This window comes from Bombilactobacillus mellis (assembly GCF_000967245.1).
GTDB lineage: Bacteria > Bacillota > Bacilli > Lactobacillales > Lactobacillaceae > Bombilactobacillus > Bombilactobacillus mellis.
This window is the reverse complement of the sequence record NZ_KQ033877.1, coordinates 517586-530834: the sequence shown is the minus strand read 5'-3', so window position 1 is coordinate 530834 and position 13249 is coordinate 517586. Positions and strand designations below refer to the sequence as shown.

The window sequence follows — 13249 nt, the reverse complement described above, 5'->3', positions numbered from 1 at the left end:
CCAACTTTTGTCCGCAGATGCAAGTCTTTTTTTTAAAAAAATAAATTATTCCATATCTTTAACTGCTTCTTTTACCCAAGTTGCCTTTATATCAGCAATTGTTTGAAAACCAATTTTATGTTTATAATTTGTCCAATAATGCTTTTTATGGAAATGATTTTTGTTATATAAAACCGGCTCTAGTGCCCTAATAGAGAGGCTGATTTTACTAGTATATTCATCAATATCTAATACCATAACTTTAATTCGTTGACCAATTTGAAACAGTCGTTCAAGATTAGGCACATATCCATTTTTACATTCTGAAATATGAATTAAGCCTTGTTCATCAGTGTTATCCAGCTTAACAAAAACCCCATAGGTTCTAATTCCAGACACTTTACCATAAACAATATCACCAATTTTAAAATTCATCAGCACTTCCTCCGACTTTCAGCTTATTATATTAAGTATACTATAACTATGAGGTGAATTTAGATGACCAAAAATATTTTTGATATAGCAATTGTTGGCGGTGGGCCAATAGGAATTTTTACTGCTTTTTATGCGGCCATGCGTAATTTAAAGACGATCTTATTTGAAAGCATGCCTACTCTAGGCGGGCAGCCAAATACTTTATATGCTCAGAAAAAAATTTACGATGTAGCGGGCAATTTTGGTATCAGCGGCGAAGATCTAACAAAAAACTTATTAATAAAAGATCAGCGCTTTAACTATGAAACTCAAGTAGCTACTACTGTGCAACATTTCACCAAAGTGGATGATTATTACCAAATAGAAACTAACAATGGAACCTTCGCTGCACGGGCTCTTGTTATTACTATTGGTAATGGACCTTTTCAACCTCGAAAATTAACCTTTGCTTATGATCCCAGCATAGAAGGAAAACAGCTTAATTACTTTGTGCAAGATTTGCAAGATTACAAAGGCTGTGACGTTTTAGTGGCTGGTGGTGGTGATACCGCCGTTGATTGGGCTTTAGAAATTAGTAAAATTGCTCATCAAACTTATCTTCTGCACCGTCGGGATCAATTTCGTGCTTTAGAATCCAGTGTTACTAATTTGCAACAATCACCAGTTCAAATTTTAACTCCTAATATCATCACACATTTAGAATTAGACCCCCAAAGCGATAAATTAGTGGTTACTTATAAAATCGTAGGCACTGATCAAACTGCTCAAATCAATGTTGACAAGCTCTTAGTTAATTACGGCATGACCAATAATTCTCGTCTCTTACGCCAATGGGGGCTTCAATTGCAGGGACCTCTTATTTCTGTCGATTCAAAAATGCAAACTAATTTAGCATCCGTATATGCAGCCGGAGATGCTGTCACTTATACCGGTAAACAAAAGCTTATCACTTTGGGTTTTGCTGAAGGAATGCTTGCCATTAATAGTGCTATTCAGCAGCTTTATCCTGAAAAATCTCATTTTGGTCATAGTTCATCATTGTTTAATTAAAAAATATCTATATTTATGATAAACTAAGATTTTAAACTCATTAAAAAAGGAGCATATATGCAGTTAATTGATTTTATTATAAATGTAGACCGTCATTTGGCTGAATTAGTCAATAATTTTGGTAATTGGTCATATATTATTTTATTTTTAATCATCTTCATCGAAACGGGTGCCGTTATTTTACCATTTTTACCCGGAGATTCTTTATTGTTTGCAGCAGCAGCTTTAGCAGCCAATAATGCTAGTCAATTAAACTTTTGGATTTTATTTATTTTGTTTCTGGTTGCCGCTATTGGCGGAGATTCTAGTAATTTTTTTATTAGTAAATATTTAAATAAGTGGCTCCAAAGTAAACCCTGGTTTCACAAATTTGTCAAGCCGGAATATTTACAACAAGCCCAAGAATTTTTCGATAAGCATGGCGGCAAAGCCATCGCCTTAGGTCGTTTTATTCCGATTGTGCGTACCTTTGTTCCTTTCGTAGCTGGTAGTGGCGCCTTGACTTATCCCAAATTTATCCACTATAACTTAATCGGCTCATTTATTTGGGTAAGTATCTGTTTAGTTTGCGGCCATTTGTTCGGCAACCTGCCGTTTGTTCAAGAGCACTTCTCTCTTATTGTTTTAGGTATTATTTTTATTTCTCTTTTGCCAGCGATTATTGGCTTTTTCAAATCCAAAAAAGCTGCCTAATAATATAAAACTAAAAGGACTCAGGAATTAACCTGAGTCCTTTTTTATTTACGATGTGATTTTAATAAACGCCGACTTTGGAGCCAAAAACTCAACAGAATTAGTTCGCAAACAATAAATCCAAATAAGAAGCAATGTGCAAAAAAGGAAGCCGGCAAAATATTAATCACGGGATCTTTGTTTGGATCAAACAGCCAATCATTATTCCAAAATAAAAGATGATGAAAGACGGTAAACATGCCATCAAAATCAATAATCGCTAATAGAGCAAGCACTAAAATCCCTAAGCCTAAAATGACTATAAAATATTGATTAATCCAGAGTCTTTGTTGAAAATGGCCGCGTTTGTGCCACCAAACTAGTAACAAAAGGCTAACCAGCCACATAATTACCCCCACCATAAACCAAAGTCGCACTTCGGAAAAATGTTCTAATCCTGCTGCTGATGAAAAAAAATTAGTCATTTTTAGTTTAGCGACCCAGGGGTGAGTTAAATAATCCATCACTTGCTGATAATTATGCCAGATCTGTTGTTGACTTAAATTCGTTACTAAATCTAATTGTAAATAACGGGCATCTATCCAAAAAATCAAATAACTGGCCAAAATTGTTAGTATCAACGTGCTAGAAATAGTAAAAACCGTCAACAAAAGATCAAAAGCGATATTTATCAGCATTTTCAATCCACATCCCATTCATCCAGACTATTAATTTGATAAGTTGGTTGGCTCGTTTCTTGTGCCACTTGTTCTGGATTACTAACACCAGTGTACACTAAAATTGTATCGATACCAGCGTTTAAACCGCACTTAATATCAGTATTATAATTATCACCAATAATAGCTACCTGCTTTTTCGACCATCCGGTAATTTTTAAAGCGTAATTAGCAATAATACTTTCGGGTTTGCCAATATAAACTGGTTGTTGCTGAGTAGCTGTTGCTACTAAAGAAACCAAAGACCCGGCACCCGGAACTAAACCTCGTTCGTTAGGCAAATTGGTGTCCGAATTAGTTCCAATAAACTGAGCACCGCGTTTAATAGCTAAAGTAGCAACTTCGAATTTATGGTAAGTCACATCAAAATCTAAGCCGACTACCACATAATCAGGATTGATTTCATTATACTGAATGCCTGTCTTGAAAATGGCCGATTGTAATCCTACCTGACCAATGACAAAACATGATTTTTGTCTAATATCCGAACTTTGTTCCCGTAAATAATTAGCAGTAGCCAAAGAAGGCGTAATAATTTGATCTGCGGTTACTTGAATCTGATGATTTTGATCAAGATTATCCACAACTTGTTGCGGCGTTTTCGTAGTATTATTGGTCAAAAAAATAAACGGAATGTTATTTGCTTGTAAGCGTTTAATAAAACGTTGGGCGGCAGCTATTGGCTGTCGCCCATGATAAATGGTGCCATCTAAATCTATTAAATAACCTTGATAATTTTGCATACTATTCCCCTAAAAATTTATTACTTTAAATTGCGAATTTTAAATGGTGCTTTTTTGTGTATATTTCTAGTATTGGTCGTTGGCTTCACTTTAGTTTTGGGTGCAGTATTTGTTTTCTTTAGTTCATTAAGTTTACGACGATGAAAGCGAGTGGTTGAACGATGACGATGATTTTTACTGCTCTTCTTTTTTAAAACCGTTCTTTTAGTAGGATTAACCGGTTCTTTCTGCTCGCGCTCAAGGACAAAATATGCACAACCAAAATTACAATATTCTAATAAATAATCTTGTAAAGTAGAAATTTTCTGATCAATTTTTGCTTGGGGACGAATATCATCATAAAAGCCCCGTAAGCGTAATTGTCCATAACCCCAATCACCTACAATGTAGTCATATTTACGTAAAACAGTGTTATAACGGCGCGCCAAGCGACGAGTATCTAATTGATTGCCATGATTAATGGTAATATTATACAGATCTTGATTGATTTTTACTTTATCAGTACTTAATTGCACTACGTCTGCCGCAAGTTCGATTTCTGCTTCATCATCACTCGCTGCAATCGCGTGAGCAATACTTTTACTTAAAGTCGAACTTTTTTTGGAGTTATCTTCAATATTATTAGTGTCTGTCATTTTTTGCACCTACTTTCAAAGGGAATTTTTGTGCTAAATAGCGGGCAAAAACGGTTCTCAAAAAATCAGGATACAATAACTGATTTTCGCCCACAATTTGTAAAGTTGGAAAAAAGGGAATAAATAAATAATGATCTAATAACGCAATCTCGTATTTTTTTACCGGATCTAATTCCTGACCTTGATAAAAAACTTGTCTTGTATTTTCATTAATTGCCACACCATCCAATATTATTTCTCCAAATATTTTCCCCCGAAACCCCATGCCTTTTTGCGGAAAATGCCGCAAGAAATTGCGATTCTTGTTAACCTCCATTAAAAAGCGCCATAATTCGCGGCCGGAAAGTGTGGTTTTCATAAGATGAATTGCATGTGGTAATTGTTGATGAATATCGTTTTGGGTAATAATTCCTGCTGGCAAATCAGATAAAAACAAGCCGGAATTGAGCATGGCTGCTTTTGTATTAGTTACTTGTTCTAGAGCCTTTAAAGCTAAATTAATAGCTGGATGCTCTCCTGCTGGGCTAGCCTCCAAGGGATAAGGTATTTTAGCTACCAATTGCTTTTTTAGCAGCTCTTCTCCTTTTCTTTGGTATTCCAGTTCACTTTTTTTATCAGTTTTTAAGTGCGGCAAAGATTTGGTTGCAACAGTTTGCGCCGTTCGGGTTTGGAGTTGATGGTTTTCTAAAGTTAAATAAATATTGCCAATGTAATTACCATATTTTTGAGCTGCAGTAACTAACGTTTTGCCAATAATAGTACCTGTAGGCAACAAGTGATGACTGTGACCACCAATAATTATATCTAGTTGCGGATATTTTTGACAAAGATAGCGATCTGTGTTAATTCCTAGATGTGACAACAAAATTAATACATCTACTTGTGGTCGCACTTTGGCAATTAAAGCCGGCAAAACATCTTGAACTAGCCGAATATCCCAATTTAATAATGGATATGTTAACAGATACGGTGCTGTTAAGCCCAAAATGCCCAGCTTAGTTCCCGCATTAGTCTGAATAATTTTATAGGTCTGAGCAAAAGCGGGTAATTTTCCTTGAGATTCATATAAGTTACCAACGATAACCGGAAAATTGGCCCGATCATACATGTGCTCTAAAATTTGATGGTCATAATATAAACCCTCACTGTTGCCGATCGTTACTGCATCATATTGCTGCTGATTCATCCAAGCAATATTGGCTTGTGCCATGGTTGCTTCAGTTAAAGGATGCACTCGATCAGAAGCATCCCCAATATCAAATAAAAAAGTTTGTTGCTGCTTTTGCAAATCCAATTGCCGCTGCTGGTTGATAAAACGTGCAATCAAGGGGAAATTTTCAAAATGCGAATGTAAATCATTTGTGTGAATAATATGCAGCTTTTCCATGAGGCATCCTCCTTATTATCATATTTTCAGATTATTCCAGCCAATTCATGTTAGAATTGGTCAAGAAAGAATATTAAAATTAGCAACTGGCGTAGAATACCGAAAATAACAAATAGCTTTTTATATTCTATTGTTTTCATAGTTTTAAAAAACTAGTAGACTACTAACCCAGTGCTTTAATTGATATGATTAGCCCGCAGAATTTCTTGAAAAGCCGTTTGAATTTTTCCAGCTGGTTTATCCCATTCTTCCCAGTGGTCAAAATTGACATCAGGAAATTCATAATTTTCATTTATATATTTTTCATAAGTCTTAACCGCAGTAGAACGAGGAATATTTAATTCTAAAATTCGCACTTCTTGAATGAAGCCACGCTCAGCCGCTAATTCTGCACGACCATTTAAAAAAATATTACCTAATTCAAAATACTTACTGCCATCATTACGGGTAATTTGTTCAATTAAGTTAAAATTTTGATACTCTTGCATACTAATAGCTCCCATGAGGTTAATTATGTTTAAAAAGATTTCACTTACTATTTTACTATTATTTCTATTTATTTCTAATACCGGCTTTGTCGTTGTGGGTCATCGTGGCGATCCCATCAAAGCCCCCGAAGAAAGTTTTCAAAGTATTGATACGGCCTTTAATGAAGGAGCTCAATGGGTAGAACTTGATTTACATGAATCTAGTGACAACCAACTAATTATTTCACATGATCGTAATTTATTTCGTATGACAGGCCAAAATATCATCGTATCAGAGCACCCGGCCAGCCAATTAACCCAATTAAAACAAAGCAACGGCCAAAATATTTATACTCTGGAAGAACTTTTCAGCCATTACCAGGATCAGCCAAATATTAAATTTCTCATTGAAACTAAAAAAACCAAACATGGAAATCCGCAAAACATGGAATTCCTGTTAACCAATAGTATTAAAAAGTATCACATGCAAAATCGAGTGATGGTTCATTCTTTTTCGCTGGCAAGTTTAAAAAATATGCAAGAACTCATGCCAGCTATTCCCCGTATTTTTATTGCAGGCAGTTTAGGTCGCTTAAATTTTGAAGTTTTTCAATATTCTAATGCAGTCAATGTTTCTTCTTCATTATTGAATTCCAACTTAATTAACCAATTGCATGCTTTGGGACAGCAGGTCTATGTTTGGGATGAAATGAACGAAAATCCCCAGCAATGGAATTGGTTAGTTAATCTACCAATAGATGGTATTGTTACTAATTTCCCGGCCACCGCTGTCTATTATCAACGATTGACCGAACATTCTCAGCAAAATGACGCAAATTTTGATGCTATTTACTATAATGAGCAAGCAGCTCCCATTTGGGAAAATCCTTATCCTCAAGCCCCGCAAAAGGGAGATCTCCAACCTTTAAGCTGGGTCCATATTCAAAAAATAGTCCATGTCCAAGAGCAGACTTTCTTTCAAATTGCTGATAACCGTTTTCTTAATACTACAGGATTCGTGCAAGCAGATCTAGTGCACAATTTAGCACCTTTTTGGCAGCAGAAGGCCCAATTAAAATCGCCCTTAACTGATAGGACACTTTGGAAAGATCCAGGGAGCTTCCAGCAACCAGCCGGTAGTCTCTTATTCAATCAAATCTATCATATCAGTGCTTTACAAAATATTGATGGTCATAGTTATGCGCAATTAAACAATTATGGTTGGATTAATTTAAATAATTTGTTAATTGATACTCCCCTTAAACCCCAACAGCTCAATCCGCAGTTAGAAAAAAATCGTGCCCCGATGCAAACCAATAATATTCTTCTACAACGTAATCTTAAATCTTCGCCCTACTCTCAATTTTCCCAGCCGAGTTTGATCTCTGCTTTACCAGCAATTAGCTATAATACACAATTATTACCCAATCTCGATAGTATTCAAAATTATATCCCACTAAAACGATAAGCAAAGAGGCTTTTATGAATTGGAACAAGTTAGCATCTATGCAGCAAGCTGACTCTCAAAAAAAGTTGGCTCAGCTAAAAAACTTACAGACACCGGATCAAATCATCAACCAAATTATCCTTTGGGGACAACAAGAACACATTAAGTCTAAAATCATTAATTCTAATATTGGTCAATTGGAATATGGTCATGGGACTCATACTTTTGCCATCATCGTTACTGCATTGGCGCCGCAATTAGTGCAAACAGTGGCCGCCTATCAGGCTTTTGGACTCTTGAAAAAACTACAGCTGCCCGTTCGTCAACGGTTACGTTTAATAATTTTTCAAAATAATGATCCCCAGATTTTACAACAGTATTTAAATACTACCACTGCTCCTCAAGCCAGTATTGTTGCTGCTGATAATTCACCATTTGATCCCACTACTAATTTCACTTTTAATTTTGCTCCTTCTAGCCATACTCAAGGATCTTATTTAGACAAACTTCATTGGCAAAGTGATACTGCCAATCTTCAGATTTTCTTAATGACTGTGAATTGGCAAGAAATTCATCAAAAATGGTTCCATTTTATCAATCAATATCCTTTTCAAGGCCATTTAGATATTGCTGAAAGACAAGTCAAAATTACCATTTCTTCAACACTTAATCATAATATATCTTTGCAACCAATCCTTGAGCAATTCTTATTAAAATTGCCCTTAGATAGTGGGAGTCAGCAATTTTTATTGGTTTTACATTATCTTTTAAATTCGCTGCTGCCAAATAGTTCTTTTGAGGCCTTTTATAAGCAAGCTGCTGGTGGCTGGATTAAAATTATTGTGCCGCACAATGCTGTTAATTCTAAGGATTTGCAAGACTATTATCACAGTTGTTACCAATTGTCTCAGCACTATCAGACAAAATTCCAATCTAATATTGCATCTATTCAAAGAAATGCTAAATCTAATCCTCTCAGCCACAAGATATTAGCTGCTTATCAAGAGGTTATTAAACCCACCACGTCGCAATTAGTTTTAAGGCCCAGTTGTTATCACTCAATTCTGAACAATAGTTTTGCTTTTGGTAATTTATTAGTTAATGATCCTTGCACTACCTGCGAACAACTAACACTCTTAACTGCTGCTTATACCGCTGTTTTAGCGCGCATAGCTTGCACTAAATAAATTATCAAAAAGGCCACGGGCATTTTGCTCGTGGTCTTTTTTTTGTAATTATTAAACTAGAAAAACTTTTAACTCTTCTGAACTGCTACTCGCTGCACAATAAGTGTAATTACAAAGGAAGCAAAAAGAATCATCGCAACTACTATATAAGGAACTTGCGGGTTCATATCCATTAACATTCCGGACATAATCGGACCGACAACATTCCCGACACTAGTTAAAGACATATTTAAACCATTAATTAGTCCCTGATTAGCTTGACTAGTCTTAGTTAATAACGTAGTAATTGCTGGCCGCACAATATCAAAGGCAGTAAAAACAATTAAAGTAGCTATAATAACTTCTAATTGATGATGCGCCTGGGTAATCCAAACAGTACATAATCCGCCGAGAAAAAAGCACAAACCAATTAAATGCAGTTCACCTAATTGCCGAGTCAACCAATCAAACATTACAATTTGAAAAAACAAAGAGCTAATGCCATTGAGCGTTAATACTAAAGCAATAGTTCCCATACTAAACTTAAAAACCTGATTTACATAAATACTATAGATGCTTTCAAAGCCTTGCAAGCCAAAAGAAGAAATAAAAATCATAGCAAATAAAACGATCATCATTGGTTTTAAAAAGTGTTTCCAACTAATTTTTTCTGATTTGGTCATCAAGTTTTGCGGTTCATCGACTAAAAAGATTATTGTAAAAATAGTACTGATCAGACCTAAAGCAGCTGCTGCCCAAAAAGGAGTTTTAATCGAAAAATTTGCTAATAAACCGCCAATACCTGGGCCTAAAATCAGACCGCCGCTAAAAGCCGCCGAAATCCAGCCAATTACGCGGGCCCGTTCCTTTTTATCCGTTAAATCAGCAGCCATGGCCATAGAAGTCGGCATAAACATTGCTGCCGATAAACCACCAATAATTCGAGAAACATTAAAAAGCCACAAACTATTAGATAGTGCAAAAATTATTTCCGAAATCATATACAGTGATAAGCCGGTAACGATAACAACCTTTCGGCCCATCCGATCGGAAATTCTGCCCACAATTGGAGAAGCTAAAAATTGGGCAAAAGCGTATAAAGAAGTCATAATTCCGATATCAGTGGTGGAATAGCCATACATTTTTTTAATAAACGGCTGTACGGGGATAACCAAACTAATCCCTAAACAAATTAAAAAATTTCCAAAAATTAAAATATAAATTGCGCGCTTGGTTTCTTTCGTCATATTCATACTTCTATCCTATCCTAGCTAAAAATAAAGCGCTCAGCATTCTGCAAAGCGTTATTAATATGCTAACATATTCGATTGTATAATACACTTGTTTTCGCTTCAGAAACTCATCTTTTTATAATGGTCACTAAAATAGCTTCCTTTTTTGTTAACACCGGCTGATCAACTCTTTTTTTCTTTAAAAATATTGCGCAAAAAACACTTCGTGATACTCTATTTCATATAGATCACAATCTGATGAGTACAATTTCGTCTTTATTAATAGATAATTTTTCTGGAGAATGCATACAGAAGAAAACAACTTGTTATATAATGTTAGAGATAAATAAAAAGGCAGGTTTTCTTTTTGAGTAAGCGTAGTTCATGGTGGGACAGAGTTTATCAAACTTTAAAAAAGCATTTTCTAGATACAAATGAACCGATTGGAGTTCATGCTCAAAACTATCAGCGACCACAGCATAACCGGTATATCACCGATCAGCAACCTACTAAGTCAGCTCAGCAAAAATATCAGGTTATTAATAGTCAGGATTTACCTACCTCTTTAAATGGTAAAATCAATTTAACCATTGGGATTATCCGCAAATTAGTCTTATCGGTTGTTGTCGGCCTCATTCTTTTAATTGGCCTTGGATTAGGAATGGCAACGGGATATTTTTGCGCCATTATTAAACAAGAACCCATTCCTAGTAACACTAGTCTCAAAAATCAGATCGAAAAGGTTGATCAATCAACCACGTTATATTTTGCTAATAACGTAAAAATGGAGCGCGTTCCTAGCGATACGGTGAAACAAAAAGTTGCTTTTGATCAAATTTCACCCACTCTCAAAAAAGCGGTAGTTGCCACTGAAGATGAAAATTTTTATCGCCATCACGGGGTTGTACCCAAATCAATTTTTCGGGCTCTTATTTCGGAAGCTACAGGTTTTGGTGCCCAAACAGGGGGCTCGACACTGACACAGCAGCTGGTTAAAATGCAGTTATTGTCTTCTGAAACCACTTGGAAACGTAAGGCTACGGAAATATTATTAGCCACTCGTTTAGAAAAACATTTTTCCAAAGATCAGATTCTGGAATCTTATTTGAATGTCGCTCCTATGGGACGTAACAATCGCGGACAAAACATCGCCGGTGTCCAAGCTGCTGCTCAGGGAATTTTTAATACTAATGCCAATAATCTCACTTTAGCCCAAGCTGCTTTTATTGCAGGTCTACCTCAAAGCCCCTCGGTCTATACCCCTTATGATGATGAAGGAAGAATTAATAATAATCTTAAACTCGGATTACAGCGTAAAAACGTTGTCCTTTTTAGAATGTATCGCAATCACGATATTAACAAAAAACAGTATGAAGCAGCTAAAAAAGTTAATTTAAAAGACCAGTTTGCTGCTCAACAGCCCGCACCCAAAATTAAAATCAAATACGGTTATCTCTATAACCTTCTCACAGAACAATTACGAGTTCGTTTGATAAAAAAATTAGCTAAAGAAGATAATGTTAAATATTCTGAAGTTATTAAGGATAAGGATATTTATCAAGCCTATAGTCAACGCGCTAATAGATTAATGCGTGAGCATGATTATCAAATCCACTCGACCATTGATAAAGATATTTACGATAATATGCAGAGCGCTTTTCAGCAGAATGCCGATTTATTAGGAACGGTCCATCAAAGTAAAGCTACAGATCCTAACACCGGGAAAATAGTTTCTGTTAAAGAACCCGTTCAACACGGTAGTGTTTTAATTAATAACCATACCGGGGCAGTGTTAGGCTTTGTTGGCGGCCAGAATTTCAAAGATAATCAATTAAACCATGCTTTTGACACTCGTCGTTCTCCGGGATCATCTATTAAACCCATGTTAGTTTATGCTCCCGCCATTGAACACGGCTTAATTGGCAGCAAATCAATGTTGGCTGATTTTAAAGTTAAATTTAAAAAATATGCTCCCACTGACTTTGACGATACAATCGCTAATAAATTTGTCCCAGCCGATCAAGCTCTAGAACAGTCTTTAAATATTCCTGCAGTTAATCTCTATCGACAAGTTAAGCAAGAAACTAATCCCAAAATTTATATGGATAAATTAGGTCTTAAATTAAGCAAAAAAGAATATCAGGAATTGGGAATTGCCCTAGGCGGAACCCGTAATGGCTTTACTGTCGCCCAAGAAGCCAGCGCTTTTGCGACTTTCGCCAATCAAGGAGTTCATATTACTCCTTACTATATCGATAAAATAACAGATGTTAATCACCATATCATTTATCAGCATCCACAAAAACGTCAACGCGTCTTTCAACCAGGTACTAGTTATATCCTCCAAAAAATGATGCACTCGGTTATTACAGAAGGAACAGCTTCTTCTTTGACCTATCAATTAAACTTTAATTATAAGAATTCTTTTGGTAAGACAGGGACTTCCAATAACTTCCGCGATAATTGGTTTGTTGGCAGTACTCCCGGTGTTACTTTAGCTTCCTGGATCGGTTATGACAATCTGTATGGACATAATTATAATTTAGCTGATGATTCTACTGAAGCCAATCAAAGCCTCTGGGCAAATTTAATTAACAGTGTTTATCAAGTTAATCCGCAATTATTACAAGCAGAGCAAAAGACTCCCCGTCCTGCCAGTGTTAACGAACAAAAAGTTTTATCGGCAACGGGAACTTTACCCGGCAGTACAATCTATGAAGGTTACAAGTCCTATTTATCCACTCCAGTTACTACCAGCCTCTTTTATAAAGCCCATGCCAACCCTCTCAGTAAGCATTTTGCTATTGGTGGTAAGGACGCTAATTATCAGTTATTTTGGGATCACTACTTTGGTAAAGATAACGGTTATGGGGTTACTAAGTATTTAAGTGAAGATACCAGCAAATCCAGTCATCGTAATGGATTAGGTTATAATTCAGCAATTAGTCCGAATTCTATTTTCGGCAATTATTCCGGCAATGTCTGGAATAATAATTCCCAAAGTACCACTAATAATGAAAGTAATAATTCTTATAATAATTCTACTAATTCTTGGAGCGGCGGCACTAATAGTCCGGGTTATAATCCGATCCCTAATAGAACTACCACTGCGCAAATACCTGCCAGTTCATTAAATACTGAAGAGAGTTCCCTGAACAATAATGAAGACAACAGTTTGACTTCAGAAAACGAGTCTTCCTCTTCTGTTCCTTAAAGCGAGTAATATGTAATTACAATAATCTTTTTAAATCAGAACAAAAGCAGCCGAGATACGCTTGTATTTCGGCTGCTTTTATTAA

The 13249-nt window shown here is 35.9% G+C and carries 12 protein-coding genes; 5 read left to right on the top strand and 7 right to left on the bottom strand.

Features of this window, described 5'->3' with window-relative positions:
* Window positions 1-45: 45 nt before the first annotated feature.
* Complete coding sequence (locus JG29_RS02495) at window positions 46-414, bottom strand: CvfD/Ygs/GSP13 family RNA-binding post-transcriptional regulator (RefSeq protein WP_045922369.1); 369 nt, start codon at window positions 412-414, stop codon at window positions 46-48.
* A gap of 63 nt (window positions 415-477) precedes the next feature.
* Between JG29_RS02495 and JG29_RS02490 the strand changes: the two genes are divergently transcribed.
* Both JG29_RS02490 and JG29_RS02485 read left to right on the top strand, forming a co-directional pair.
* A complete protein-coding gene (locus JG29_RS02490; RefSeq protein WP_045922368.1) occupies window positions 478-1464 on the top strand; it encodes an NAD(P)/FAD-dependent oxidoreductase in 987 nt (328 codons plus the stop codon).
* Between the two features lie 57 nt (window positions 1465-1521).
* Window positions 1522-2157, top strand: coding sequence for a VTT domain-containing protein (locus tag JG29_RS02485; protein ID WP_045922367.1), 636 nt, complete (start codon window positions 1522-1524; stop codon window positions 2155-2157).
* Window positions 2158-2201: 44 nt separating this feature from the next.
* Here JG29_RS02485 and JG29_RS02480 read toward each other — a convergent pair whose 3' ends face one another.
* From JG29_RS02480 to JG29_RS02460, 5 genes are all read right to left on the bottom strand, one after another.
* Window positions 2202-2834: a TIGR01906 family membrane protein gene (locus JG29_RS02480; RefSeq protein WP_052696277.1), complete on the bottom strand. Its 633-nt coding sequence runs from the start codon at window positions 2832-2834 to the stop codon at window positions 2202-2204.
* A 2-nt stretch (window positions 2835-2836) separates the two neighbouring features.
* Window positions 2837-3616, bottom strand: coding sequence for a TIGR01457 family HAD-type hydrolase (locus tag JG29_RS02475; RefSeq protein ID WP_045922365.1), 780 nt, complete (start codon window positions 3614-3616; stop codon window positions 2837-2839).
* A 20-nt stretch (window positions 3617-3636) separates the two neighbouring features.
* A complete protein-coding gene (locus JG29_RS02470) occupies window positions 3637-4251 on the bottom strand; it encodes a YutD family protein (protein WP_045922364.1) in 615 nt (204 codons plus the stop codon).
* Window positions 4238-5638 (bottom strand): bifunctional metallophosphatase/5'-nucleotidase, encoded by a 1401-nt coding sequence (locus JG29_RS02465; protein WP_045922363.1) that lies wholly within the window; start codon window positions 5636-5638, stop codon window positions 4238-4240. Before JG29_RS02465 ends, JG29_RS02470 begins: the two co-directional genes overlap by 14 nt.
* Window positions 5639-5814: 176 nt before the next feature.
* Window positions 5815-6126 (bottom strand): hypothetical protein, encoded by a 312-nt coding sequence (locus tag JG29_RS02460; RefSeq protein WP_045922362.1) that lies wholly within the window; start codon window positions 6124-6126, stop codon window positions 5815-5817.
* Window positions 6127-6151: 25 nt separating this feature from the next.
* On the opposite strand from JG29_RS02460, the gene JG29_RS02455 reads away from it, so the two are divergent.
* On the top strand, window positions 6152-7573 hold the full coding sequence (locus JG29_RS02455) for a glycerophosphodiester phosphodiesterase (protein ID WP_052696276.1): 1422 nt from the start codon (window positions 6152-6154) through the stop codon (window positions 7571-7573).
* A gap of 14 nt (window positions 7574-7587) precedes the next feature.
* Window positions 7588-8739, top strand: coding sequence for a hypothetical protein (locus tag JG29_RS02450; protein WP_045922361.1), 1152 nt, complete (start codon window positions 7588-7590; stop codon window positions 8737-8739).
* A 68-nt stretch (window positions 8740-8807) separates the two neighbouring features.
* Here the strand turns inward: JG29_RS02450 and JG29_RS02445 are convergent, their stop codons facing one another.
* Window positions 8808-9965 (bottom strand): MFS transporter, encoded by a 1158-nt coding sequence (locus JG29_RS02445; protein WP_045922360.1) that lies wholly within the window; start codon window positions 9963-9965, stop codon window positions 8808-8810.
* Between the two features lie 352 nt (window positions 9966-10317).
* Between JG29_RS02445 and JG29_RS02440 the strand changes: the two genes are divergently transcribed.
* The gene (locus tag JG29_RS02440; protein ID WP_052696275.1) at window positions 10318-13164 is read left to right on the top strand and encodes a transglycosylase domain-containing protein; all 2847 of its coding nucleotides are present in this window, start codon (window positions 10318-10320) and stop codon (window positions 13162-13164) included.
* The last annotated feature ends 85 nt before the right edge of the window (window positions 13165-13249 follow it).